The 25,025-nt window shown below is 60.8% G+C and carries 20 protein-coding genes; 9 read left to right on the top strand and 11 right to left on the bottom strand.

The window, feature by feature from the left end; all coding sequences use genetic code 11:
• Window positions 1-68: 68 nt before the first annotated feature.
• Window positions 69-962, bottom strand: coding sequence for a dihydrodipicolinate synthase family protein (locus tag JNK74_03745; GenBank protein ID MBL7645286.1), 894 nt, complete (start codon window positions 960-962; stop codon window positions 69-71).
• Window positions 963-1,149: 187 nt separating this feature from the next.
• Window positions 1,150-1,584: a hypothetical protein gene (locus JNK74_03740; protein MBL7645285.1), complete on the bottom strand. Its 435-nt coding sequence runs from the start codon at window positions 1,582-1,584 to the stop codon at window positions 1,150-1,152.
• 115 nt (window positions 1,585-1,699) lie between these two features.
• Between JNK74_03740 and JNK74_03735 the strand changes: the two genes are divergently transcribed.
• Complete coding sequence (locus JNK74_03735) at window positions 1,700-1,879, top strand: hypothetical protein (protein MBL7645284.1); 180 nt, start codon at window positions 1,700-1,702, stop codon at window positions 1,877-1,879.
• Window positions 1,880-1,905: 26 nt separating this feature from the next.
• On the opposite strand, the gene JNK74_03730 is transcribed toward JNK74_03735, so the two are convergent.
• Both JNK74_03730 and JNK74_03725 read right to left on the bottom strand, forming a co-directional pair.
• Window positions 1,906-2,973: a methyltransferase domain-containing protein gene (locus JNK74_03730; GenBank protein ID MBL7645283.1), complete on the bottom strand. Its 1,068-nt coding sequence runs from the start codon at window positions 2,971-2,973 to the stop codon at window positions 1,906-1,908.
• A 117-nt stretch (window positions 2,974-3,090) separates the two neighbouring features.
• On the bottom strand, window positions 3,091-4,275 hold the full coding sequence (locus tag JNK74_03725) for a serine/threonine protein kinase (GenBank protein ID MBL7645282.1): 1,185 nt from the start codon (window positions 4,273-4,275) through the stop codon (window positions 3,091-3,093).
• 258 nt (window positions 4,276-4,533) lie between these two features.
• On the opposite strand from JNK74_03725, the gene JNK74_03720 reads away from it, so the two are divergent.
• Window positions 4,534-5,019 carry a phosphate-starvation-inducible PsiE family protein gene (locus JNK74_03720; protein ID MBL7645281.1) on the top strand — a complete coding sequence of 162 codons (486 nt, stop codon included), beginning with the start codon at window positions 4,534-4,536 and terminating at the stop codon, window positions 5,017-5,019.
• A gap of 389 nt (window positions 5,020-5,408) precedes the next feature.
• Here JNK74_03720 and JNK74_03715 read toward each other — a convergent pair whose 3' ends face one another.
• The 3 genes from JNK74_03715 to JNK74_03705 are packed head-to-tail and all read right to left on the bottom strand — an operon-like array spanning window position 5,409 to window position 6,995.
• On the bottom strand, window positions 5,409-6,197 hold the full coding sequence (locus tag JNK74_03715) for a PrsW family intramembrane metalloprotease (GenBank protein ID MBL7645280.1): 789 nt from the start codon (window positions 6,195-6,197) through the stop codon (window positions 5,409-5,411).
• On the bottom strand, window positions 6,190-6,660 hold the full coding sequence (locus JNK74_03710; GenBank protein MBL7645279.1) for a YbjQ family protein: 471 nt from the start codon (window positions 6,658-6,660) through the stop codon (window positions 6,190-6,192). The genes JNK74_03715 and JNK74_03710 overlap by 8 nt, the downstream gene beginning before the upstream one ends.
• A gap of 11 nt (window positions 6,661-6,671) precedes the next feature.
• Entirely contained in the window at window positions 6,672-6,995 is a 324-nt protein-coding gene (locus JNK74_03705) for a YbjQ family protein (protein MBL7645278.1), read from the bottom strand.
• A gap of 224 nt (window positions 6,996-7,219) precedes the next feature.
• Between JNK74_03705 and JNK74_03700 the strand changes: the two genes are divergently transcribed.
• The 5 genes from JNK74_03700 to JNK74_03680 all read left to right on the top strand — a co-directional run bounded on the left by JNK74_03700 (window position 7,220) and on the right by JNK74_03680 (window position 15,251).
• A complete protein-coding gene (locus tag JNK74_03700; protein MBL7645277.1) occupies window positions 7,220-7,996 on the top strand; it encodes an NIPSNAP family protein in 777 nt (258 codons plus the stop codon).
• Between the two features lie 337 nt (window positions 7,997-8,333).
• Window positions 8,334-11,813, top strand: coding sequence for a response regulator (locus JNK74_03695; protein ID MBL7645276.1), 3,480 nt, complete (start codon window positions 8,334-8,336; stop codon window positions 11,811-11,813).
• Window positions 11,814-12,110: 297 nt separating this feature from the next.
• On the top strand, window positions 12,111-12,716 hold the full coding sequence (locus JNK74_03690; GenBank protein MBL7645275.1) for a hypothetical protein: 606 nt from the start codon (window positions 12,111-12,113) through the stop codon (window positions 12,714-12,716).
• A gap of 245 nt (window positions 12,717-12,961) precedes the next feature.
• A complete protein-coding gene (mnmG, locus tag JNK74_03685) occupies window positions 12,962-14,827 on the top strand; it encodes a tRNA uridine-5-carboxymethylaminomethyl(34) synthesis enzyme MnmG (GenBank protein MBL7645274.1) in 1,866 nt (621 codons plus the stop codon).
• 229 nt (window positions 14,828-15,056) lie between these two features.
• Window positions 15,057-15,251, top strand: a complete 195-nt coding sequence (locus JNK74_03680) for a hypothetical protein (protein ID MBL7645273.1) — start codon at window positions 15,057-15,059, stop codon at window positions 15,249-15,251.
• Window positions 15,252-15,337: 86 nt separating this feature from the next.
• Here JNK74_03680 and JNK74_03675 read toward each other — a convergent pair whose 3' ends face one another.
• The 4 genes from JNK74_03675 to kdsB all read right to left on the bottom strand — a co-directional run bounded on the left by JNK74_03675 (window position 15,338) and on the right by kdsB (window position 22,601).
• Window positions 15,338-18,730: a VCBS repeat-containing protein gene (locus JNK74_03675; GenBank protein ID MBL7645272.1), complete on the bottom strand. Its 3,393-nt coding sequence runs from the start codon at window positions 18,728-18,730 to the stop codon at window positions 15,338-15,340.
• Window positions 18,731-18,843: 113 nt separating this feature from the next.
• Window positions 18,844-20,556 carry a DUF262 domain-containing protein gene (locus JNK74_03670; protein ID MBL7645271.1) on the bottom strand — a complete coding sequence of 571 codons (1,713 nt, stop codon included), beginning with the start codon at window positions 20,554-20,556 and terminating at the stop codon, window positions 18,844-18,846.
• Between the two features lie 79 nt (window positions 20,557-20,635).
• A complete protein-coding gene (locus JNK74_03665; GenBank protein ID MBL7645270.1) occupies window positions 20,636-21,832 on the bottom strand; it encodes a hypothetical protein in 1,197 nt (398 codons plus the stop codon).
• Window positions 21,833-21,839: 7 nt separating this feature from the next.
• Window positions 21,840-22,601: a 3-deoxy-manno-octulosonate cytidylyltransferase gene (kdsB, locus tag JNK74_03660; protein MBL7645269.1), complete on the bottom strand. Its 762-nt coding sequence runs from the start codon at window positions 22,599-22,601 to the stop codon at window positions 21,840-21,842.
• A gap of 116 nt (window positions 22,602-22,717) precedes the next feature.
• On the opposite strand from kdsB, the gene JNK74_03655 reads away from it, so the two are divergent.
• Complete coding sequence (locus tag JNK74_03655) at window positions 22,718-23,410, top strand: FadR family transcriptional regulator (GenBank protein ID MBL7645268.1); 693 nt, start codon at window positions 22,718-22,720, stop codon at window positions 23,408-23,410.
• 30 nt (window positions 23,411-23,440) lie between these two features.
• Window positions 23,441-25,024 (top strand): sodium:solute symporter, encoded by a 1,584-nt coding sequence (locus JNK74_03650; GenBank protein ID MBL7645267.1) that lies wholly within the window; start codon window positions 23,441-23,443, stop codon window positions 25,022-25,024.
• Window position 25,025 lies beyond the last annotated feature (1 nt).

The following is a 25,025-nucleotide window of genomic DNA, read 5'->3' as shown; positions in this document are numbered from 1 at the left end:
TATGAAAAATCCCCCGCGCTGGTTTCAGCCGGGGGATTGGACGTCGTCTGGTTTTCGGGTTGTGTTGTTTAGATGAGGCCCTGTTCGCTGAGGCCGGTTTCTATGCGCTTCTTCTCGGCGTTGTCGAGCTCGCGCTGCGGGGGGCGAACGAAGCCGGCGTCGAGGGTGCGGAACTTCATGATGTGCTTGAGGCCGGCGAGTCCGCCGCCATAGGTGAAGAGGCGGCAGGCCTTTTCGAGTTTGAGCTGGGATTGCCAGGCTTTCTTGAGGTTGCCCTTCTTGATCTGATTGTAGATGTCTACGTAGATGTCGATATAGGCGTTTGAGGAGCCGGAGACGACGGCTTTGCATCCGGCAAGGATCGCCTGAAAGCCGTGTTCGTCCGCGCCGTTAATGATGGCGAAGTCTTTGGGGCATTCGTTGAAGAGGCGGGTCAGGAAGGTCATGCTTCCGGAGCTGTCCTTGATGCCGACGATGTTTTCGCGGGAGGAGGCGAGCGTCTTGATGAGGTCGGCGGAGAGCTCGTTCTTGGCGCAACTGGGGATGTTGTACAGGAGAACGGGGAACCCGGGCACGGCGTCGGCAACGGTCTCGTAGAAAGCTTGCAGTGCGCGGGCGTCGTACCCGTAGAATCCGGGGGCGACGACGGCTGCCGCTGCGGCACCCGCTTTTTGTGCGTGGCGGGTGAGTTCGACCGTGGTCGCGGTGTCGAAAGCGCCGGTGTGGGCGATGACGCGGCATTTCTTTGTGACGGCCCCCACGACTTCTTCGAGGATGGTTTTTCGTTCCTCGGTGGAGCAGAGGAGCCCTTCACCGGTGGTTCCACAGGGGAAGAGACCGCCTGCGCCCTTTTTTTCCAGATGGGCCGCCAGCGGGGCGACCTTGTCGAAATCGACGAATTCGCCGCCCGTGGTAAACGGGGTCACCATGGCGGAGATAATACCTTCGACCTTGAACTTCATTCCCAAGTCCTTTCCTCGTAATTCGATAGCTCAAACTGACGTGCGGGTCCGCGTGTTTCGGCGCAGCCCCTGTCTCTCATCCTGGCGACCATGATACACCATTTTTTCAGGGATTTCGAGCTTATCTCGAATAGGAATCAATATTCGGGGGATCCGCACTTTCCGTGGCGCGGAGATTCTCCTGTGTTCAGGGGTGGTCGCCCGCCTTTCTGGCGCGTTCGGCGGCTTTGCTTCGTTCCCAGGCTTCCATGGCTTCTTCCGGAGTCTGAGCTTTCTCCGCGCCGAAGACGTGGTCATGGCGTCGGATCATCTTTTCGTGGGCGCTTCGGAGCATCTCCTCATAGGTAAAGAGGCCTTCGGCCTCCGCCGCCGCCACGCTGGCGAGGAGGGTAAAGAGGGCATCACCGCACTCTTCGGCCATGTGGTGGTGGTCGTCGCCATCGAGAGCCTCGACATATTCGGCACTTTCTTCGACGTGGAACTCGGCGAAAGAACGGGCCGTCTGCTGCTGGTCCCAGGGGCATCCTTCGGGCGTTCTGAGGTAGCGGGCGAGGTCCATAAGTGCCTGGTGCCAGTCACGTTCGTGGCTTGGAGGCAGGGGCAGGTGGGGGAGATTTTCCATGCTGTGGGGTTCCTGGCCTGATTTGTGGTTATCCGGGGCTTGGTGTGGCTCAAGTTCCTGGCGCGGTTGCCGAAGAAAATAGCAGGTAAGACAACCGGACAAGGAGGTCCAGACTATGACACTTCAATGCTGTGTTTGCAAAAAGGTCAAGGAAGACGAGACCTGGAAACTTGAAGATCGAATTCATCGGACGGATGTGAGCCACACGTACTGCCCGGTTTGCCTGAAGGCTTCCGTGGCGGCGATGGCGATCGAGCGGCAGCGCGCGGATCTTGTGCAACCCGTGGGGGCCTAGGCGCTTCTCACACTCGATACACTGCTTCAGCCCAGAAAGAGCTCCAGATTGACGGGGGGCTTCGGGGGTTTGAAAACAGGATAGAGATCGACAAGCACCTCGACGTCAATGGCCGCATAGAGCAGTTGGTCTTCGGCGAGGGGGCGGAGGGTCCAGTCGGAAGTCTGGTTGGACTTGTCCAGATAGATACCGAGTTCACGTTCACACACATCGCCGAGCTTATGGCTGAGCCCGGGCGATTTTTTGTGTTTGCTCCGGGAGTGGTGCAGCGTGTCGAATACGTTGTGAATGCGGATACCGTGCTTTCCGAGCATCTGCTCTTCGAAGAAGGCATTGTGGATGACCTTTTCGACATTGTCGTCTTCCATGAGGGCCTTAAGGGGCGACAAGTCTTTCATCGCGAGGGCATCAATGATCCACGACTGATTGGCGATGCCCAACTGGACGGTGCAGAGGACGCGGGGCTCGTCGAGGGTCGTTTCCACGTCGAGCGCGACCATGGCCTCGCCGCGGAGTGAATCGCAGACGCGCGCCATCTCGGCGGGGTCGTCCACCCAGGCGATGGGGAATCGGGGCCGATAGGTGCCGGCGCGCCGGGCCATGATGGCGAGGGCGTTGTCCTCGGATTTGATGGCGAGCGCGCCGATCTGGTCGGTGTCGCAGCGCTCCAGGAGCTCGGTGAAATAGGCCAGCCCGGCTTCTTCTCCCGCGCCGCCGCCGGAGAACTGAGCCCAATGCCGGCTGGCGATCAGCAGGTGGCCTCCGGGGCGCACATGGGCGAAGGCCTGGGCGATGGCCGCCTTTCGGGCATCGTCGGTCTTCAGGCGCGTCATCAGATAGACCATCATCACCAGGTCGAATTTGTCCGTTGGAGTCTGGCTGAATCCAAAGGGCACATGGGGGTCATAGCCCCGCACATCGAACTTTCGCCGCTGGAGCCAGGCCACATCGATTCCACGTCCGCAGCCGAAGACCAGGATTTCGTGTTTTGGGTTGATGAGCTGGGCTTCCACCATGCGCTGGATAGCGGGGGCGGCTTCGGTGCGGGCCCGGACCGGGCGTTGTATAGAGGGTTCTGTGGAGAATTCGTGCATGGCGGACGGGCGTCAACTCGGTATGGATAGGTCGCAATAGTTCTTCGGTGGGGCGCGCGAAAGCGTCCCGGAGACAGTATACGCACCGCCGCCGCCCCCTTCAATTTCACTGGGGTATCAGCCGAGGAGGAACCACGCCGCGGCGGCCCCGGCCAGCAGTCCCAGTATACCGAGGCCCACCCACAGCACGGATGATTTCCGCGCGCGCCCGGCCCGCTCCAGGGCCTCCTTCATTTCTGAGGCGGACTGGAAGCGATCCTCCGGTTTCTCGGCCAGGCCCCGCATCACCACCCGGTCCAGGGAACGGGGCACCTCCGGGTGCACACGCGAGGGGGGCAGGGCATCGGTCAGCGGCACTTCACCGCAGAGCATCTGGTAAAGAATCGCGCTCACAGCGTAGAGGTCGGTCCGGGTGTCGACGGCGCCGGCATTTTCGCGTTGCTCCGGCGCCTGGTAGTAGTCCAGTTCGAAGTGGGTCTGCTCCACGGGCAGACCGGAGCTGCTGTGGGTGGTGGAGAGGCCGAAGTTGAGCAAGGCGATTCGCCCGGTTGCGCGGACCATCACATTGATGGGGGTGAGGTGGCGGTGGGTACCGTGTTCGTGGGCATAGGCCAGGGTGTCGAGTACCTGGGCAATCAGGCCGAGCGCCTTGTCCACGGGAAGCCGACCGCCCTTCTTCTTCAAGAGCTGGGCCAGCGAGATGCCGTCCACGAACTCCATTGTGAAAAAAGAAAGACCGCCCGGCTCCGTGAGACCGAAGTCGTAAACGCGTACGATGTGCTCGTGGGAGAGGCCCTGCAGGGTCTTGATTTCGGCGATAAAGCGTCTGGAGGCCTCCTCGCTGTCGATCAGCGCCGGATGCATCAATTTCAGGGCCTTCTTGTCCTTCAGGCGCAGATCATCCACGAGATAGACCGTGCCCACGCGCCCGGAGCCCAGGCAACGCCGGATCTCGAAGCGTTCATTGATGACATAGCCCTCCGGCAGCTTCTTTCCGTCGCCTTCGCGGGCAATTTTCATTTCGCGGGGCGCGCGCGCGTTTGCGCGGGATTCGGCGTCGAAAATGGTTTCGGGCTCCGCGTCGGAGCGCGTCAGCAGGAATGCCTGATCCGTCGGATGGGGTACGGGGGCCGAATCCAGCAGGGAAAAGGCTCGGGTGGGCGCATTTTCCCAGTCATCCGTGTCATTCTCCACGGGATCGGGGATCTCCGTGGGGAGATTGCCGGTGAACACGTCGTCAAAGGCATCTTCGCGCACACCGCGCGCTTCGGTCTCCGATCCGTCCTGTTCTTCTGGCTTCATATGAATATTTCCACCCCTCTTGATGTAAGTAGACCCATGAGCCGCGCGGACAGCGCCGCGCGGAACTGTGCAAGCGTAACGATACAGGGCGCGTAACTCCACCGTCGCCGGAGGAGGAAATCCACACCGCAGCAAGAGTAGCATAACAGGACGAAGGGAATCAGGGGGCTGAATGGGGAAATCCGGCGAAACCTTGCAATGGCTCCCCGTACTTCCTGTACTCTTCTCCGCTCAAGGTCTCACGGGAGATAGGAAATAATGGAACAGAATCGCTTTGAAGCCATCCTCATGATCGGAATTCGCATAATCGAACGGGCCGTGGTGCTTTCACTGCTCGGGATGATGCTCATCACGATTGTCATATCCACCGTCGAGCTGGGCATTATCATGTATGAGCAGATTGTTGCCCCGCCATTCTTGTTTCTGGATATCGACAATCTCCTGGAGATTTTCGGCTTCTTCCTCATGGTGCTCATCGGCCTGGAGCTCTTCGAAACCATCCGCATCTATCTCGAAGAGAACACCGTGCACGTCGAAGTCGTCATGCTTGTGGCTATCGTCGCCGTATCGCGCAAGATCATCATCATCGACTACAAAGAGGTTGAGCCCATGATGAACTTCAGCATAGCGACGCTTGTGATAGCGCTCTGCGCCGGGTATTACCTGATTAAGAAAATGATGCAGGAAACGCGCAAGCCCGACACCGCAAAGTCGATCGGGGACGACAAGCCCACGGTGCTCTGAGCTGCAAAAGCGGGGAAGGGGCTGATGCAAGAATCTTTCGCATGGGTGATGGGGTATTCGTGTCCGTTTGGCGCAACCCCGAGGGATTGTTGACCACGGAAAAGCACGGAGTGTCACGGAAATGGGCATGTGCGAGGCGTAATAGTAGATCATCCGTTTTGAGTGTGCATTCGTTCAATCACGTGGGTTTCTCGAGGCGAGATTCGTCCAATTACCGCAGGCACAGGCAATCTTCCGGCAATTGTTCTCGAAGGCGGATCGAATCACTCTTCCGGCCCGAAGGGCCAGCGCAGCTTTCAGTTCGCCGCGGCGAACAACGCCGAGGAAAAGGAAAGCTCCCCATCTTTTTGCCCTTTCAGGGTGCGAACGAGAGAGTCGCCGCCATCCCCTCAAATCCAGTCCGTAGCCCACGACATCACGACTGCGAACCCATTGTAGGCACCGTGGATGACCACTGCCGTGAGGATGTAGGGATAGGCGTCCAGCACCTGGGGGCGCTGGAATTCGATGCCGGCTTCTGATCGTGCGGGGGCTGTGGCCTTGCTCCACATGCGCATCAGGCCCAAGCCCGCTATCGTGCTGGTGCCGGTGTGGAGCGCGGTGCAGACGGTCCAGCGCCAGAGGCGAAAGCTCTCGGTGCCCTCGGGATTGTAGACGTGGATGTAGAGGAGATTTTCCACCACGGCAAAGAGTAGCCCGGCGGACGCGGCGGCGATGACCGTTTGCATTCCGTTGCGAAAGAGCCAGGGGCGATTTTCCAGGATGAGGAGGGCCGCGCCGATCTTCATCATCTCCTCAATGGCTGGTCCGATGACGATGAGATAGATCAGGCCGCCGGCCATGCCGTCGGTCATCGTGGTGGCCAGCGTGGCGAGAATGGCGAAGGGGCCGCCGCAAACGGCCAGGGCCAGGAGCGTGGCCCAGCTTTTCCAAGCGGGCGTCCGGGCGAGCTGTTCTTCATACCACGCCGAATAGGTGAAGGCCTCGGGCGGGAGCATCGCGCCACCGGCGCGCAGCGTGGGCTCGTCCCACACGGTGTGGAGCGCGCGCTCCTCATTGCGCGTTACGGCGGGTGCGACGTGAAAGCCGGGTTCCTGGTAGACGGAGTCCTTCGATTGCTGGAAGGCGTCCCCGTAGAAGGGCTCATTCCGTATGGAGTGGGGGTCTTTCTTAGTCAATGTAGCAGGCCGTGCCGTAGACCAGCACTTCAGCCATGGGCGCCTGTTTCTTCCCTTGCATCGCGCCAATGTTGGACGTTTCCAGGCGGATGTTGAACACGGCCGAAGCTCCGCGGGACGCGGCATGCTCCAGCACGCGCAGGGTGGCTTCGCGTCGCGCCCTGTCCATGAGGGTCTCCAGCGATTTGAGTTCGCCGCCAAAGAAAGAGCGGAGACCGGCCAGGAAGTTCTTGAAGTAATCCGAGCCGATGACCGCTTCGCCCATCAGCATCTCGGCGCGGCGATAGCCGAGTTCGCGGGGGATAAATTTCGTGTTGGTGACGATGAGGTGGGCGACGCGGGCCTCTCGCTCATCGAGATTGCGCAGGTGCCTCCGTTCGACGTGGCGGCCATTAAAGAATCCAATTGCGAGGAGCGTGATGGGGATGCCAAAAGCGATAGCTGTTCCTATGAGATCTTCCATGGTGCAGCTTCCTATTGGATCGGCTGGACGATGACGGCGGTGCCGTAGGCGTAGAGTTCGGCGGCGCCCTGGGTGATGGAGCTGGTGCTGAAGCGCACGTTGAGCACGCAATTCGCCCCAAGCTCGTTGGCCTGGGCGATCATGCGGCTCATGGCTTCCCGTCGCGATTCAGTGAGCAGTTCGGTGTAGCCTTTGAGTTCGCCGCCCACGAGGTTTTTGAGGCCCGCCATGATGTCTTTACCCGCGTGCTTCGCTCGGATGGTGTTGCCCTGCACAAGGCCGAGTACGCGGACGACGTTGTATCCGGGTATGGTTTCCGTGTTTACAATCAGCATGGTATCTCCCTCCAGTAGAATAAGTTGCTGTGGCCCGTGTCCGAAAAGGCTAGCGCATTGCGGGGGAAAATGCAACGGGAAACTTAGGGGGAGAGCCGGGGACTAAAGGGACAACAGGGACTGGTCAGAAGGTATGGCGCCGCCCCCCGCTACGTGTGTTATCGTATCGCTGCCCGAATTGCCGAGCCATCTACATGATTATATCAACCCGAAAGGCCTACCCCATGGAACGACGCGAATTTCTCGCCGGAGCCGCCCTTACCGGCGCGGCCTTAACCACCCTGGGCGCAACCGCCGAGGAGAAGCCCGTGGAACGGGAATACTACGAACACCGCACCTACCAATTGCTGCCGGGGGATCGCAACGGGGCCATCCATGCTTTCCTGGAGAACGCCGCCATCCCCGCGTGGAACCGCGCCGGGATCGGCCCCGTGGGTGTGTTCACCGGGGTCTACGGCGGCGAATGGACCCACCTCGAAGTCCTGCTGACCCATGCTTCCCTCGCGTCGTATGCGGCGGCCCGCGCCACCCTCGCCGCCGATGAGGAGTTTCAAAAGGCGGGCGGCGAGTTCCTTGATACGCCACCGAATAGTCCGAATTTCGTGCGGTATGAAACCAGCCTCATGCTGGCTTTCAGCGGCATGCCGAAGCTGGCGGTACCGGAGAAGAAGGATCGCATTTTCGAACTCCGAACCTACGAGAGCCACAGCGAGAAGTTTGCGAAGAAGAAGATCGAAATGTTCAACGAAGGCGGCGAGATTGCGATCTTCCTGGAGACGGGGCTGACGCCCGTGTTCTTTGGAGAGACCATTGCCGGGGCGCGCATGCCGAACCTGACCTACATGGTCGTCTTCGACGACATGCCCGACCACGACGCAAGCTGGGCCAAGTTTGTCGCGAGCGATAAATGGAAGGCCCTCAGCGGCGATCCGCAGTACAAGGACACCGTCTCGAACATCCACAACCGGATATTGAAGCCGACGGCGTACTCGCAGATCTGAACCGCAATAAAGGATAGTGGTGCGAGACTACTGAGTACCGCTATTAGCCGCAACCCATCGTTTTACCACGAAGAGCGCGAAGATCACGAAGAAAAAACAGGAGAGGAATCGATACACGCCTTTCGTCTTCCTGCAATCCAGATAAGACCGGATTGGACTCCCATCCCATTTATCTTTGCGCCTTCGCGCCTTTGCGTGCAATAAACCTGGTAAGCAATTCGCGGAATGGCATTAATCGTCGAGATCTGCGACAATAGAGGTGTGCCGCGCACTCAACCTGAGGGGAGACTGGATTGAGGGTTGGGTGGTGCGCTTGACCCACGGGGAGGTTCGAGGCTTGATTGCACTCATCAGGAGACAGGATGTGCGGGGGAATCGCGCCTTCCTTTCATTGCGGGGCGCAATCGGTCCAGCGTGGAAAGTACTAATCCTTTTCTTCTCCATTTCGGCGGAGTCTTACGCCGCCCCCATCTATCCCGTGCAGCAATACACCGCCGAGTCAGGGTTGGCGGGTGCGGTGGTGCGCAGCATTGAGCGTACGCCGGACGGCGCGCTCTGGTTTGGCTGCTGGGGCCGGGGCGTATCGCGCTATGACGGGCTTTCCTGGAAGAGCTTTGGCCGGGAATCGGGGCTGCCGTCGCTGGATGTCCGGGTGCTACGGGCGGATTCGGCGGGCCGGATGTGGGTCGGTATGGTGGAGGGGATTGCGGTGTACTCTGGTGAGGGGTGGAAGGTGATGTCCACGGGACTACCCGAGCTGGAGACGCCGTCGGTATTCTCGATTTTGAGTCTGCCGGATGGTCGCCTCTGGTTCGGGCTCACAAAAGGGCGCGTGATCGAATTCGCACCGGAGCCCGGCGGCAGTGGGGAAGGGGTTCCACGGGGCCGCTGGTCCCTCGTGCTGGACCGTGCGACTTCCGGAACGGACCAGGCGATTGTGGGGTTGCTGCGCCTGGCGGATGGGCGCATTTTTGCGGGGAGCGCGGGGCGGGGGATTCTCCGCTGGGACGGCGCGCGCTGGACGCAGCAGGCGGGCGATGAGACGGTGGAAGCACCGGAGGTGCTGCTGGAGACACCGGGACTCACGCTCTATGCGGGCAGCAGGAGCGGTTTGTGGCGCATGGCCCCCGGCGAGGCGACATGGCGCAAGATTTCGAACGAATTCGCCCGGGCGCTGGCCGCGTATCCGGATGAACGGGTGGCCATCGCCTGGGAGTACCGTGCGGAGTTCCTCGACGGAGACGAGACCTATCCCATCCCCATATTACGGGATGGGCCGACGGTGCCGTTGCAGACCCTGCGCCGCTTCCCGGAAACGGGCGAGTTGTGGGTTGGCAGCAAACTGGGGGTGTTTCGCATCGGCGAGCAGGGGTGGACGGTTTTTCCCCATGCCTCCGACGGCCGGTTTTCCTCAATTTATGCCGACGAGTCGACAGACGCGATCACCGTTAGCGCGCCGGGCCAGGTCATGCAGTTTACGGTGGACGGCTGGCACGCGATAGGTCAGGTGGAACCGGGCGAATACGTTTCCATGGAAAAGGGGAACGACGGCACGGTGTGGCTGTTGAAGGAGGGGCTGGCGCTGCAATGGGATATAAAGCGAAGGGAGGAACGGCGACGAATTGCCCTGCCGCCTGCGGTGGACAGCCTGCTTGAAGCCCGCGCCGGTCGGATCTTTGCGTGGAATCTCGATCAGATCTACGAGTACATCGGCGGAGAATGGCGCCTCGCGGCGGCCAGTCCCCAGTCCGATGTTGAGGAGGTCAATACCGTCATCGAAACCAGCTCCGGGCATCTACTGGTTTCAACGCTGACCGTCCTGACCGAGTGGGCGCTGGAGGACGGTGGCGGCATGCGACTTCTTCACCGTATTCAGTCGGGGAAGAACTTTCGGGGTATTGTGGAAGAAGGGGAAGGTGGTTTCCTGGTGGGGTCGAACGAGGAAGGCGTTTTTTTCTATCGCGACGGTAATCTGAGCCTGCGGGCGCCCTTCGAGAAGAATCCGAGCGCCCGTGTTTCGTGCCTCTTTCGCAGCCGGAGCGGGCGGTTGTGGACGGGGGCGCTTGACCTGGGCGTGGCGTGCTACTCGGAAGGGCGTTGGCGCTGGTACGGCGATACGCCGGGATTCCTTCGCGGGGGTGTATCGGCGATTGTAGAGGATCCCCAAGGCAACCTCTGGGTGGAGATAGCCGGCGGCGGTGTCCTCCGCTATGTGGCGTCGTCGGAGCCGCCCGAGACCCGGATTCGGCTGAGTCCGGGGAGAATCGCCCCGGGGGAGCTTCGCGTTTTCCAATTCGATGCGGTGGATCCGTGGGAATTGACGCCACGGGAGGAGCTTGTGTACTCGTGGCGCATTACCGAAACGGGCGGGGCGACTGCGGTCTGGACGCCCTTTTCCAAGGAGCGAAGCACAATCTCCCCCCACCTGGGCGCGGGGGACTACGTGTTTGAGGTACGTGCGGCGGATACCGATTTCAATGTAGATCCGACGCCCGCCCGCGCGCAATTTACCGTTATGCCCCCGCTGTGGGCGACGCGGAGTTTCCTGCTCCCCATGGGGCTTTTCGCCGGGCTCAGCCTGGGGACGTTGCTTCTACTTATCCGAAACTATGCGGTACTCCGGGTGTCGGAGCGGCGGTTGCGCGACGCGAAGGAGCAGGCCGAGGCGGCGAACCGCGCCAAGAGTCAATTTCTCGCCCATGTTTCGCACGAGATTCGCACCCCCATGAACGCCATCCTCGGCCACGTGCAGGTCATGCAGAATTCGTCCGCCCGCTCGCCGGAAGATGCGGTGAACCTCGAAATTATTGCGCGAAGCGGCGACCACCTCCTGGACCTCATCAACAATGTCCTCGAAATGGCGCGGATCGAGTCGGGCAGGATTTCCGTCACGGTGTCCACTTTCAATTTTCGGGAGATGCTCGAACGTCTAATGCGTATGCTCGCCGTGCAAGTGGACGAAGAGCGGGTGCGAATGACGTGGGAAGTGGATCCGGCGGTGCCGGAATATATAGTCGCGGATCAGGCAAAACTCCGCCAGGTTCTTATCAATGCCGTGGGCAACGCCATCAAGTTCACCGAAGCCGGAAGCATCACATTGACGAGTGGGGTGGAGCCGGCTGATCGCGAACCCGGCGCCATGGGCCTGTGCATTGCGTTGGAGGACACGGGCCCCGGTATCGAGTCGCGGGAACTGGAACGGGTTTTTGAGCCCTTCGAGCAGGCCTCGGCCGGGAGCCGCGTCGGGGGCGCGGGCCTTGGTCTGCCCATCAGCAAGCGGCAGATCGAGGCGCTTGGCGGAAGTATCTCCATCGAATCCACACCCGGCGTGGGGACGCGGGTTTACATGCGGTTGCCCGTGACAACTGGTGCGCAACAGGATGTGGTGGACGCCCGGAGCGCGGCGCGGGTTCAGAGCACGCCCAGTGCGGACATCCCGGCGCGTGTTCTTGTCGTGGACGACATCGACACGAATCGGAGCGTTCTTGACAAACTCCTGACCGGTTCCGGCTTTGAGGTTAAGGGGGCGCCCGGCGGCGCCGAAGCGCTGGAGATATTCGAACACTGGCGACCCGATATCGTACTCATGGATCGCGCCATGCCCGGAATGGACGGTATCGAAACGATGCGCCGGATACGAGGGATGGAAGGCGGTGGGACAATTCCAATAATTTTCGTCACCGGCGGCGTATTGGACGAAGAGACCCGGGAAATCATGGCTGGCGGCGCGACCGACATCATCGGAAAACCGTTCCGTCACGCGGAGTTACTCGGAAAAATCGAGAAACACCTCCGCCAGGGGCGTGGGGACGCATGAATTTTTTCTGAAGATTCGTTGTGGGATAGACGGGCGGGACGATGGGGCCGCGGCCTCAAAATTCGGGACATTCCCGCATTTTCTCGGCATTTGATCAGTATTTGCACCAACAATAGCAGTGTATAGTACTTTTGTCGCTATTCAATGATTGCGACACTGGGGTATATTTCGAGGCGCACACCCGCTGCCGGGGACGGGGTCCAGCTCCCTTTGTTGTAACGTCGCGCGATGCGGGCGTTAGTGTCTTACGTGGCAGGTAGTGAACAACCAACCTGGGGCAACAGGAGTTCAAGCACCATGGAACATGAAGTCACGCCTCGAAGCATGAAGTACGCCGCGGCAACCATGGCGGCCAGCCTCGCAACCTTTGCGGCCACCCAACTCTCCGGTTGCGTGGGATTTCTTCCCCCGCCCATTCCCGTGACCCTCGAATTGCGACAGGGCGTGGAGATCTCCGCGCTCGCCGCCGCCTCGGGCCAGGCCGATGTCGCGCTCGGCGAGGTCTGCGGACTGTTCAATGAGGAAGAGCTCGACGCGCTGGTTCGCGCGGCCGCCGGCGATCTCATCGCCGATATGGCGGTCATCACCCGTGTTGATTTGAAGTCCACCGACATCACCGCCACTGCGGGTAATTTCGATCCATTTGAAACCGCCGTGCTGGATATCGATGTGGATGGATCCGACGATCCGCTTATTCTCGGCACCGCGGCCGATAACGACGGGCTCGGTGCGGAATTCGCCCTGACGCTTGAGAACCCCGTGGACCTGCTCAATGATTTGAATGAGGATCAGTGCGCCACGCCGGTGCTCCACCTGGACGGCGCGGGCTTCCTGGAAGCGGAGGCCATCACCTTCGACGTCACGGTCACCGTGATGGTGTACACGGAGTTCCGTCCCCTGTAAGGCGAAAAGCGCAGCGCTATTGGCGCAACCAATTCATCGATGCCCGCGAGAGCAGCTTGCGGGCATCGTCGTGTCGCGCGGTTGCCAGGGAAAGCGCCTCCTCTGATAACGATACGCCAGGTTTGTGTGGAGGGCTCCGATACCCCCAATTCGCCCGAATTACTCCCCCTGTGCTATACTTCGCGCGGCTTATCCAGTTATCGGCGTGCGAGCCGGTGCCCCCTTCCACACAGGTTTTTCCCACCATGCAGCGAGATTACGACGTTATTGTGATTGGCGCGGGCCATGCCGGCATCGAGGCGGCTCTCGGTTGCGCGCGCCTGGGCCACAGCACCTTGATGGCCACGATGAAGCTGGACGATATCGGCAAGATGCCCTGCAATCCGGCCATCGGCGGCATTGCCAAGGGGCAGCTTGTCCGCGAGATCGACGCACTGGGCGGGGAAATGGGACGCTGCATCGACCGGACCGGCATTCAGTTCAAGATGCTGAATCGTTCCAAGGGGCCGGCGGTACACTCGCCCCGCGCGCAGGCGGATCGGCACATGTATCAGTTCGACATGAAGTACGTGTGCGAGAGCCAGGACAATCTTTGCCTGAAGCAGGTCGAGGTGGACGACATTCTCGTGCAGGATGGCGCGGCCTGTGGCATTCGCACGGGCGTGGGGGAAGAAATCACGGCCCGCGCGGTCATCGTGTGCACGGGTACCTTCCTCGGGGGGCGGCTCCACTTCGGTATGACCACCATCGAGGGCGGGCGCGGCGGCGACAAGCCCGCGAACAATCTGTCGCTTACCTACGCGAAGATGGGCATCGAAACCGGACGCATGAAGACGGGAACGGTGCCACGCATCCACAAACGGAGTATCGATACGAGTCGTATGGAGGAGCAGAAGGGCGACACGGAGCCCCGGCCCTTTTCCTATTCGACGCCGATCGAAGGCTTCAGCCCGAACAGGATTTCATGCTGGCTCTGCTATACCGGCGAAGCGACGCACGAGGTCATCCGACGCAACCTGGACAAATCGCCCCTGTACTCCGGCAAGATCGAGGGCATCGGGCCACGCTATTGTCCGAGTATCGAAGACAAAGTGATGCGCTTTCCCGAGAAGACGGAGCACCGTATCTTCCTGGAGCCCGAGGGTCTCATGACCAACGAGGTCTATGTGAATGGTCTGAGCACCAGCCTGCCCGAAGAGGTGCAGCGTGAATTCCTCCACAGCGTGCCCGGACTTGAGGAGGCCGAGATCATTCGACCCGGCTATGCGGTGGAGTATGATTTTGTGCCACCGACCCAACTTAAACCGACGCTTGAGACCAAAAAAATCCGTGGACTGTTCCACGCGGGGCAAATCAACGGAACTTCGGGCTACGAAGAGGCGGCCGCGCAGGGGCTCTATGCGGCAATGAATGTTTCGCGCTTTTTGCGCAACGAAGCGCCGCTATTTATTGGTCGAGATGAGGGTTATATCGGCGTGCTTGTGGATGATATCGTCACCCGGGGGCTTATCGAGCCTTACCGGTTGTTTACTTCCCGTGCTGAGTATCGACTCCACCTGCGGCAGGATAATGCGGATGTGCGCCTGGCCCACTACGGCTTTGGCAACGACGAAGTGCTGAACCAGATGCGCGCACGGGAGGGAAGGGTTGCGGAGGAGATGCAGCGGCTGGAGAAGTCCCAGGTCGACCCCTCTGTCGAGACGAATCAGATCCTGGTGGCGTGCGGGGGGGCTCCTATCGAGCGGTCCATTCCCGCCGTTCAATTGTTGCGGCGGCCCGACATGACGCTCGAGGCACTGTACAAAGTTTGTCCGCCGCCCGTTCCCCTCGACTTTGAGGCTCGGGAGCAGGTGGAGATTCGAGCGAAGTATCAGGGTTACATGGACCGACAGCAGCGGGATATTGACCGATTCAAGAAGGCCGAGCACTGCGTCATTCCCGAGACGCTTGACTACGAGGCGATTCCGGGCATCCCGAGGGAGTGCAAGGATCGGCTGAAGGCGATTCGTCCGGTAAATTTCGGGCAGGCGAGCCGGATTTCGGGCGTTCGCGCGGCGGACATTGCGGTGCTCCACATCTATGTGGAGAAACACAAGAGAATTAAGAATTAAGAATTTTGAATTACGAGTTTGGGATGGGGTCGAGCTGTTGGTGTTTTGGGCTTGAAAAGAGTGGTTATTGGTCTGCTGATAAAAGATGCTATGTTATTTGTACTTGCATTATTGATTTGCTGATAAATAATGCATGGGTAGGTTTTGTTGGATGTTGCTCCATGAAGTTGCGCAATTGTCATAACCCGGTATAATTCAAGGGTAGGACAAATCCGGGAGGGATAGCGTCATGTCATTGATTGATACCAAAGATTTTATAAAGGCCGGGCAGAAGAAGACCCATTCGTTCTGGGAGATGTTCTGGCTGACCCGTTTCAAGGGTTACCATGTAGCCAATACGTTGCATGTGCCCCATCGAAACATGTTTGGTCGGCTGGGAACGAGCAAAGTCTGGATCGTTGATCGGACCAACGCAAAGCAATAGTTCCGAAGGTAATCCGATATAAATCAACAAAAGCCCTTGCGCTGCCTGTGGGTTGCGCAAGGGCTTGTCTTTAGTGGCGGGCCATTTCAGGGCGTCAAGAGGGGCATGAGGCGGGCGATTTCGCGGCGCGTCTCCTGAATGGCCTGGAAGCGTTCATCCGCAAGTTTGCGCGCACCCGCCGCACCACCTTTGCCGGGCTCCGTGCCGTGTTCATCGAGTCCGCAGAACTGGGCGATGGCCGTAGCGCCGCCATCCAGCAGGGCCTCGGCCTCCTTGACCGCCTCCAGGGCGCCACCACGGGCTTTGGCCGCCTCGGTCGCTTCCCGGAGGGCATGGAGCATGGCGTAGTCCTCCACGCCATCGCGGACGGCCTCCCAGCGCTTGCTGGAGACGGGTCCGTCGCCCTGATAAGTCATGAGGTAGTCCAGGGTGTCCACGGGGCGGTACCAGGGGTCGGCGCTGGAGGTGCAGTAGGACCAGAAACCGATGCCGGTGAGGTTGTGGTGCCAGGCGAGCCAGGCCTGGGCGCGGTAGTAGCCCAGAGGGGACTGATGCTTGGCGTTGCCCAGACACTCGTAGTTCCAGAGAATCGCGCCGGGGTCCTCCTGCATGATCTTCAGCTTCTCTGCGCCGACGTTGAGCAGGAATCCCACGCGGTTGGGGCACCAGATATCGACCCAGGGCAGCATCTCCCGCAGTTCTTCTTCCGTGATGCGCGCGACGGGGTCGGTGTACATGAGGATTTTCGGGTCGGCTTCACGGGTGAGTTTGGCATTGTGAAGGTACATCTGCACCAGGCCATCCGTCAGGCCCGGCTCGTCGATGGGGTACATGGCGAAGCCGTCGTAGCCCACGCCGAGGGTTGCGAGGTGCTTGACCCATTCACGGACATAGTGGATGTAGGCTTTTTTGTAGGCTTCGCTGTCCAGCGGCGCGGTGGTGGTGATGGGGTTGTAGTTCTGGAAGAGGATGAGGCCGTGGGGCGCGTACTTGCCCATGAAGGTGTCGTGGGCCGTGTAATCAATTTCACCCGTGAGTTTGCCCTCTGCGTCATAGGTTGCCCTGGGGAGGAAGGTGCTCACGAATACGTTGTTTCCATGGGCCACGCGGTCGGCGATGGCCTGGGGTTCGTGGTGCTTCAGGCGAGAACTGGCCACGTAGCCCCAGTTGCAGTGCCTGAGCACGTTCGTATCGGCCAGCTTCACCGCCGATACCTCGATTGTCAACGGCAAATCGAAGGACTGGGTTTCCACTTCGAGCGTGCGGAGGTGCACCACGCTCTTCCAGGTGCCCGGCTCCAGCTTGCTGGTGTTCACCGTCAGCCACACCTGGCGGGCATCCCAGCCGGGCAGGGTCAGCACCTGGCCCTGGTTCATCACCGGCAGGGCGTCGGCCGACTTGTCCAGCGTCTGGGCGGGCACGGCCACCACCTCATGAAGCGTGACCACCTCATGCCACGGGAGCCCCGAGGCGGCGTCCGCGCCTTCGCGCACGATGTCGTCCAATTCCACCCGCACCGTCTGGGCATCGGCGGACCAGTTGAAGGCGTTCAGCGCGGCATTCTCTGTTTCGCCCTGGAAGGCTTCGATGGTCACCTGTCGACCCGCCGTGCGGGACTCCAGCACTTCGTCGGTGCCGCCGAAGGGCGCCCAGGGGTTGGCTGCGGCAAGCTGAATGGGCCACGCACCCTGGGCCCTGCTCGCGAGGGCGTTGTCGGTGAGGGTTTTCAATTGCGCGAAGCGGTTCAGGTCCCCGCGCAGGCTGTCGCGCAGTTCGCGCTGTCCCACTTCGGTCAAGGTGCCCGCCACGGCGGCCCGTGCGCTGTAGTCCGCGAGGCGTCCCTGGGCGGCGGCAGCCTCTCCGAGCAGCGCGAAGGCTTTCGGAAGCTGGCCGGCATTGGTCTGTACGGTCTGTATGAGGCGGGTCAGGTCATCCACTTCTTTGCGGAAGGGCACGACCCAGGCCGAGAGGGAACGGTGCGCTACCGTGACCTCGCCCTGCACCACCGAAGCGCGAATGGTGACTTCGGCGGGGGCGCCTGCGCCCAGGAGGTAGTCGGCCTGCACCGAAACCACGGCGTCGCGCGAAACGACGTCCGTGTGTTTTGTCTTTTCGCCAGTGCGGTCCACCTGAACGATGACATGCAGCTCCGCCTGCTCCGGGTTTTCCACCCGCAGGGAAACGGCATTGGCGCCGGCATAGAGATCGCCAAAATCGATGTGGGCAATCTTCACGGGCGAGTGGGCACGGGGCGGAAGATATTCGCCGCCGCGCTGGCTGCTGAAACGGTACTCCGGCCACTGCACCTTGGCGTCGGGCTTGGCCTCGGGCCAGCCGTAGGCGATGACCGAGCCCGTCGCGGTGATGTACACCACCGAGGGCGTGCCGTCGCCCTTCAGATCAGCGATGGTGGGGGAGGCGTTCGTGCTCTGGGGCATGGGGTGGGACTCTTTCAAGTCGCCGTCGCCGGTGTAGAGGAAGAGTTCGCCGCTGTAACCCGCGACCACCACCTCCAGCTTGCCGTCGCCGTCCACATCGCCCACCGTGGGCGAGCGGCGTGAACGCTCGCGGATGTCCGCCTTCCAGAGCTGCTTACCGTCCGGGCTTGCGCAGACGACCTGGCCGCCGAGGTCCACGGCATAGATTTCGTTGACGCCGTCTTCATCCGCATCGGCCACGGCAATGGAGCTGTCTATCGTGCGCGGCGTCGCCAGCTTCCAAAGGACCTTGCCCTTTGCGTCGACCGCCATCAGGGCATTGTCCATCGCGCCCACGATCTCGTTTTTACCGTCGCCGTCGAGATCGGCGATGACGGGACTCGCCCCGTTAACGCCTTCGACCTTCCAGAGCAGCTTGCCCTTCGCGTCCAGGCACAGCATGGCCGTCTTGGGTCCCGCCATCATGATGACCGGATTCTTGCCGTCTCCGATGAGACCCACCGCCGGGCACATGCCGTGGCCATGGTCGCCGTCGTATTGCCAGATTTTTTCTCCTTCGCGCGACAGGCAGACGACATGCCCCGCGTCGTCCGCCGCGATGATCTCCAGCGCCCCGTCGCCATCCAGATCATGGACTGACAGGGCCGTCATGCCCCAGGCGATCTTGCCCGGCAGGCTGTAGTCCCAGATGGGGTCGCCGTTGCGCCCCGCCATGCAGAAAAGCTGGCCCGACTGATTCACAACCAGCACTTCCGGGGTCTCGTCCTCCAGCAGGTTTACCGCTGTCGGCGCGATGCTGATGGGGATCTGGACGCCCCGCATCCAGATCTGGCGGCCCTGATGGTCAATCGCTATGATGCTGCCGGCCGACGTGGTGACGACGACGTCGTTCACACCATCGCCATTTAGATCGGCAATGGCGGGCGAAGCGTCCGCCTGGCCCAGGGGCGGTTTGAACTCCCATTGGGTATCCAGCGCGAGAACGGGGATGGCGAGAAAAAGGGACAGGGCATAGCGGGGGATTCGGTACAGCGAAGACATGGCACGGGTTCCCAGGTAGGTGCTCTCTCAGTCAGGGCGGGCACAAGGGGGAGAGGCCCGCCGCAGGGACATGATAAGACGCGCGGGAGTGGAATTCAACGAGCGCGGAAAGTCTAATCGGCGAAGTCGGAACGCCACAGGTGCTCCGCACGCACGGCCATTTGGCGCTGTCGTTCATTCAGCAATTCTGGTGTCCACTCCTCGGGCGCAATCGAGGCGACCAACCTGGTCGAGTCGTAATGGCTGCTTGCATAGGCCTGAAGTTTCACGTCGTAGCCGCTATTACCGACATTGCGATTTGCAGCCGCCTGGAGTAAGGCAAGGTTGCCAAGTCGATACACATACTTCTCCTGCCGGTCTTGCGAAAATATAGCCTCCCACTCCGCGCCCGGATTCTCGGGTAGAATGTGCTCGATAGAGCCGGGGTCCGTTTGATAGTCGCAGGGCCGTCCTGAAGCATCCCGTTCCAAGGCGCAGAGAATGTACTTTGCCAGTTTCTTCTTTTGTCCTCGCGTTGAAACCTCGAGCTCGGCAAAGGCTTGGACGAATCGATCTTTTTCTACATAAATGGGCCGCAAGCGGTCGAAAAGCTGGGCGGGCGATTTGACCTCCCCGTTGAGCAGCGCCTTCGCCCCTGCGTGGCTTACGGGCTCCAATTCGTTGGTGTTGAGTCCGGTCACTACCGTATGCCGGAAGGTCAGGCGCGCAAGCATCTTCAAGACCCGTGCGAAGTCGTCGCGAGAAAGGGTTTCCCAAGCTGCGAAAAGCACCGGAGTCAACTGACGCACCCGAAAAAGTTGCATTTCCTGAATATGGGGACGGCAATTGGGGAAGTCGATCCAGTATTCATGCCCCGGATCACTGAGCGCCGCGAAGAGCTCCGCCCGTTGTTCCAGGCCGTCCATCAGGGCGAAGACCTCCTCTGGACGGGTCACCCGATCACGCACGATTTTGAAGAGCCGCTGCGTTCGAATTTTGGGCTGCTCGCACAGCAAGTGATAGCGCAGAAATTCCGGGAATCTCTCCTGACGAACGGTGCCTACGAGTGCCTTCCACCGCCGTTGGAGCGCAACTAAGTCATTGCTCGCCTTCACCCGCGAGAAAAGATAATTCTTCAGCAGATCGGTTGCCGACAGCTCCAGGCCTCGCGCGTTCAACGTTTCGAAGACGGTATAGGCATTCAGTTCGTCGTCCACGGTGATCAGGATGAAAAGCAACTGGCGCGCGATGGTTTCGCTCAGCAAGTGCGCCAGTTCCTGACCTGATTCCGCGAGGCCGGGCTCTTTGTTTATCGCGTCGACATAGAACCGGAAACACTTCCAGAGCTGGCTGTTCGAACGCGACAAGCCCCGCGGGTTGTTTGGTGTGCGGAGTTGCACCAGATAGTCCTGGTAGAATCCATCATCGTTTTCATTCAGGAACAGCTTGCTGCTCTCGATAAGTGAGGCCGGATCTTTGTCCCCAATGAAACGTTTCCGAAGTTCCACCGCTCTTTCCCGATTCTTCTCCGGCTCCTTACCCGCTCGAACGAGATCGTTCAGATGAGCGAGTACGGCCAGCGCGATGATGCTCAACGTCGCCAGGCGCTGCTGCCCGTCTATGATGCCGAACTCCCGGTCGCTCGTTCCTTCGACCACCAGGGCCCCCATATAGTGGCGTTCCCCAGCGTCGGCCTTCATGTCCAGCACGTCATTCCAGAGATCTTCCCATTGATCGATTTCCCAGGAGTAGTCGCGCTGGTAGGGTGGTACTCGATAGATGCGTCCGTTCCCAATCAGATCCAAATAGTTTTTGGTCTGAGTGTTTAGAAGGATGCTTCTGGACATGGTCTACTCCTCGGCTATGAGTCTGTGCGGGTAGAGCGTAGCACTTTTCAGGCTTCGGGAGCACGATAAAGACTCCGACTCACCCCCGCAGCGCGTCCAGCATCCTCTTCCGGCTGATGGGCTTGATGTTGCGCACAATGGCCTCGCGCATGGCTTGGCCCTGTGGGGTCTGCTGGGGATAGGAGAGGAAGTCGAGTTCGAGGTTGAGGCGCTGGGCGAGGCGGAGGGCGAGGACGGGCCAGAGGAGGCCGATGTCGCCGGTGATGGGGATGCTGCCTTCGTGGCGGGCGAAGCCGGACATTTCCATGCGGAAGGGGACTTTGAAGGTTTTGGTTTTGGGCAGGCCGTCGGCGATGGCCTGCTGGACGGCGCTGTTGCCCTGCTCGGCCTGGTAGACGGTTTCGAGGGCGGGGTCGAGGTCCATGCGGACGAGGGTTTTGCCTTCGAGGGAGTAGTGGTAGCGGCCTTCCCATGCGGACCAGAGGCCGTGGCCGGTGTAGCACTCGAAGGGGCCGTCGTGAATCTCCTGGGTGAGGGCGACGGCGGATTCGATGATGACGTCGGCGCTGGAGAGCATGTGGGCTAGGCGCGAGGCGCGCTCCGTGATGCTGATGCTGTCGCCGATGGAGAGGCCGGTCGCGCCGCCGCCGATGAGCTGGGGGATGGTGACGAGGACGGGGAGACCCAGACGCGCGCCCGCGCCGATCATGGTACGTTCGTCGGCGCCGAGTCCGGCGACTTCTTCGAAAGTCTTTCCGTGGATACGGGCGAGGGTGCCGATCTCTTCGGAGAGCCGCTCGATCCAGAGGCCCATGGGGTAGCCGAGGTTGCCCGCGGCCTTGATGATGGTCTTGCCTTCGGCCTTCTCCAGGCGCGCCATGAGATCGCGGTCGAGGCGCAGGTGGGCTTCCAGCTCCGCGTCCGTCTCGGGGCTCATGAGGGTGAGCTCGAAGTCGCCGCCACGGGGGAGTGTGTCGGGGTCTAAACCGAGCGCCGCGCCGTTGCAGCGCTTCACCTTGTCAAGCGTGCCGCCCATTTCGTGAGAGACCACGGCGGAGCTTGTGGATACGCCATCGACGATGCCCCGGTGCATGAGTTCGGCGATGAGCGTGGTGACGCCCTCGTGGATGTTCGGGCCACTACCGGTGACGATTACGATCTTGCCGCCGCGTTCTTTCGCGGCAACCATGCGATCCACAGCGCGATCAACGCGCTCGGAGGCGAGGGGGGAGAGCTGCTGGCTGAGTTCTTCGAGGGTGTTGGGCGCTATGGGCATGGGAGGCTTATCCGTTCTGAAGGTGTTCGCGGAGCATGGCTTCGGCGCGGGCGAGATCTTCGGGGGTGTCCACGCTGAAGCCGCTGAAGGCCTGATCGGCGCACTGGGACTCGACGACGCGGATGCGAACGCCGTGTTCCAGCCAGCGCAATTGCTCCAGCGATTCAACCGCCTCCAGGGTGGTCACGGGCAGTTTGGCGAGGCGCAGGAGCGAAGTTCTTCGATAGGCGTAGAGCCCGACATGCTCAAAGACCTTGTGGGCAACGTGTTGGCGAGGAAAGGGGATGAGAGAGCGGGAGAAGTAGAGGGCGTCGCCGAGCAGGTTGGTGACTACTTTGACCACGCCGGTGTCGTGGAGATCGTCCTCGCGCTCGATGGGGTACATGAGCGTGGCAACCTCCAGGGCGGGATCGGCAACGAGCGGCGTAACGACTTCATCGATCATATCGGGATTGAAGAAGGGCTGGTCGCCTTGAATATTGACGACGATATCCGTTTCGAGGGACTCCGCCACTTCCGCCAGCCGATCCGTGCCGCTGGGATGATCGGGCCGCGTCATCACCGCCTTGCCACCAAAGGCGAGGACGGCATCGCGGATGCGCTCGTCGTCCGTGGCCACCACAAGATCGTCGATGCTGTCGGCCATTGCGCAGCGCTCGTAGACGTGCTGGATCATGGATTTGTCCAGAATGGCCCGCAGGGGCTTGCCGGGCAATCGGGTGGAGCCGTAGCGGGCGGGAATGATACCGGTGATTCGGGTCTTTGCCATGGCTGCTCTCCTGCGGGCTGAACTGCTTGCCGGGAATAAGTATGACTTAATTGGACGTATCGGCAGTTTATAACGACTTGCTTGCAATATCAAGAGAATATTGCTAACTTTTTCTCATGGAACGACCCGCAACACAAGGCGACAGCCTCGCCAATCGTCTGGCCCTCAAGATTCATGAGGACATCGTGGCCTCCGATCTCAGCGAGGGCGAGTTCTTCATGACGGGCGATCAGGTGGAGGCGCACTATGACGTCTCGCGGAGCATTGCGCGGGAGGCCTTGAGCCAGCTTCGCTCCCTGGGTATCCTGGAAAGTCGTCAGAAGAAAGGTTTGCTGGTCAGTCGGCCCGACCCTGTTCAACTGATGTCGCGCTGGGTGCCGCTCTATGGCCGCGGCGGCAAAGAGGGGGAGTTCATTCGCCTGGCGCAGTTGCGCTATGTGCTGGAGGTGGGCGCGGTGGATCTGGCGGTGGGCCATGCGACGGAGGCGCAACTGGCACGACTCGGGGAACTGGCGGATACCTTTGAATCCATCGCGGCGGAGGCTGGCCACACGCCCGAAGCAGACGAAATCGATCTTGCATTTCATCGCCTGATCCTGGAGATGACGGGGAATCCCCTTATCGCGGGTATGCATCAGGTGCTGTCCGGCTATTTTGCGGCATCGACCGAAGTCGCACCGAATCCAAAAGAGAACGCGGCCATGTCTATCCGTGAGCATCACCTTATTGCGGAGGCCCTTCGACGCCGCGATGGTGCGCTCGCGTTGTCATTGTTGCGCGCGCACTTGGAACGAACCCTGGCGGAATAGGGCCCTGGCCCGTAATAAGGGAACCTGAACATGAAGGAATTGCCCTGGGTCGATGTGGTTGTTCTGGTGCTTTATGTAGGCACTGTTTCCGCCGTGGGCTCCTATTTCGTCCGCAACAGCAAGACCGTGGCCCAGTTCACTGCGGGCGGCGGTCGCATTCCCGGCTGGGCGGTGGCGTTCTCACTCTTTGGCACGTACCTTTCCAGCATGACCTTTCTCGGTGTGCCGGGCAAGGCCTACGGCGGAAACTGGAATCCATTCGTCTTCAGCCTGACCCTGCCGGTGGCGGCCTTTTTCGCTTCACGCTATTTCATTCCCTTTTATCGCGATACCGGCGAGATATCGGCCTACACCCATCTGGAGGCCCGATTCGGCCCCTGGGCGCGGACTTACACGATGTTGTGTTATGTCCTCAATCAGGTGGCGCGCATCGGCGCGATCCTGCTGGGGGTTGCATTGGTGCTGAAATCCCTGCTGGGCTGGGACATGTCCACGACCATCATTGTGACTGGCGCTATCGTGACCTTCTACACGTTGCTGGGTGGGATCGAAGCGGTGGTGTGGACCGATGTGGTGCAGAGCGCGGTGTTGCTTATCGGTGCGGCGACCGCGCTGTTTCTCCTGGTCACCGGAATGCCCGAGGGGCCCGGCCAGATTCTTGCGATAGCCCGGGAACACGGCAAGCTCAGTCTGGGAAGCTGGGGCCCTTCCATCAGCGACTCCACGGTCTGGGTCGTGTTTGCCTATGGCGTGGCGATCAATCTGAACAATTTCGGTATCGATCAGGACCAGGTCCAGCGTTATCATGTGGCGCGCTCGCATCGGTCCGCCGCGCGGGCCGTTTGGGCCATGGCATTGCTCTATGTACCCGCATCCTTCATGTTCTTCGCGATCGGCACCTCGCTCTTCGCATACTACGAGGTTCACCCCGAGATGCTGGAGCAGGTGCGCAGTCAGGTGGCCGCGACGCGGCTGGACATCGAGCTGCGAACGGCCGACGCCACGCAACAGGCGGCTATCGCGCAGGCGGCGGCCGCGCTGACCCCCGCGGACATCGGAGACAAAGTCTTCCCGCACTTTATCATTAACGGACTTCCCGTGGGGCTTGTGGGTTTGCTCGTGGCGGCTTTGCTTGCCGCCGCCATGAGCAGCATTGACACGAGCCTGAACTGCTCGGCGACGGTCATTTTGAAGGACATCTACGCGCGCTTCATCAATCCCCAGGCTACCGAGAAGCAATCCATGCGCGTGCTCCATGGCGCGACGCTACTCTGGGGGGCGATGGGGACGACGGTGGCCCTGCTGCTGATTCGGGTGAACAGCATGCTCGATGCGTGGTGGCTTATTTCGGGGATATTCGCGGGCGGCATGCTCGGGCTCTTCCTGCTGGGCTTTGCCTCGCGACGGTCCAACAACGCCGGGGCCGTGATCGGGGTGATCGTGGGCCTGCTCGTCATCGTGTGGATGACGCTCCCTTCGGTGGATCAGTGGCCCGAGAGTCTGGCCGTGCTGCGCAGTCCCTTCCACGCGAACCTGGCCACCGTGATCGGTACATTGACCATTTTTCTCGTGGGTGCTTTCGCAAGCCGGTTTTTCCCCCAGCGCAGCGAGTAGT

The organism is Candidatus Hydrogenedentota bacterium, assembly GCA_016791475.1.
Taxonomy (GTDB): Bacteria; Hydrogenedentota; Hydrogenedentia; order Hydrogenedentales; family JAEUWI01; genus JAEUWI01.
Note: the sequence above shows the minus strand (reverse complement) of the source record. Positions and strands in the feature narration are given on the sequence as shown.

Bases quoted from the DNA above. Each gene is read 5' to 3' on its own strand.
- JNK74_03700 (MBL7645277.1), top strand. From the start codon at position 7,220: ATGGAACGACGCGAATTTCTCGCCGGAGCCGCCCTTACCGGCGCGGCC.
- JNK74_03725 (MBL7645282.1), bottom strand. From the start codon at position 4,275: ATGAAGCCAGAAGAACAGGACGGATCGGAGACCGAAGCGCGCGGTGTG.
- JNK74_03690 (MBL7645275.1), top strand. From the start codon at position 12,111: ATGGAACATGAAGTCACGCCTCGAAGCATGAAGTACGCCGCGGCAACC.
- JNK74_03680 (MBL7645273.1), top strand. From the start codon at position 15,057: ATGTCATTGATTGATACCAAAGATTTTATAAAGGCCGGGCAGAAGAAG.
- JNK74_03740 (MBL7645285.1), bottom strand. From the start codon at position 1,584: ATGGAAAATCTCCCCCACCTGCCCCTGCCTCCAAGCCACGAACGTGAC.
- JNK74_03735 (MBL7645284.1), top strand. From the start codon at position 1,700: ATGACACTTCAATGCTGTGTTTGCAAAAAGGTCAAGGAAGACGAGACC.
- mnmG (MBL7645274.1), top strand. From the start codon at position 12,962: ATGCAGCGAGATTACGACGTTATTGTGATTGGCGCGGGCCATGCCGGC.
- JNK74_03650 (MBL7645267.1), top strand. From the start codon at position 23,441: ATGAAGGAATTGCCCTGGGTCGATGTGGTTGTTCTGGTGCTTTATGTA.
- JNK74_03720 (MBL7645281.1), top strand. From the start codon at position 4,534: ATGGAACAGAATCGCTTTGAAGCCATCCTCATGATCGGAATTCGCATA.
- JNK74_03670 (MBL7645271.1), bottom strand. From the start codon at position 20,556: ATGTCCAGAAGCATCCTTCTAAACACTCAGACCAAAAACTATTTGGAT.
- JNK74_03710 (MBL7645279.1), bottom strand. From the start codon at position 6,660: ATGGAAGATCTCATAGGAACAGCTATCGCTTTTGGCATCCCCATCACG.
- JNK74_03665 (MBL7645270.1), bottom strand. From the start codon at position 21,832: ATGCCCATAGCGCCCAACACCCTCGAAGAACTCAGCCAGCAGCTCTCC.
- JNK74_03730 (MBL7645283.1), bottom strand. From the start codon at position 2,973: ATGCACGAATTCTCCACAGAACCCTCTATACAACGCCCGGTCCGGGCC.
- kdsB (MBL7645269.1), bottom strand. From the start codon at position 22,601: ATGGCAAAGACCCGAATCACCGGTATCATTCCCGCCCGCTACGGCTCC.
- JNK74_03745 (MBL7645286.1), bottom strand. From the start codon at position 962: ATGAAGTTCAAGGTCGAAGGTATTATCTCCGCCATGGTGACCCCGTTT.
- JNK74_03675 (MBL7645272.1), bottom strand. From the start codon at position 18,730: ATGTCTTCGCTGTACCGAATCCCCCGCTATGCCCTGTCCCTTTTTCTC.
- JNK74_03655 (MBL7645268.1), top strand. From the start codon at position 22,718: ATGGAACGACCCGCAACACAAGGCGACAGCCTCGCCAATCGTCTGGCC.
- JNK74_03705 (MBL7645278.1), bottom strand. From the start codon at position 6,995: ATGCTGATTGTAAACACGGAAACCATACCCGGATACAACGTCGTCCGC.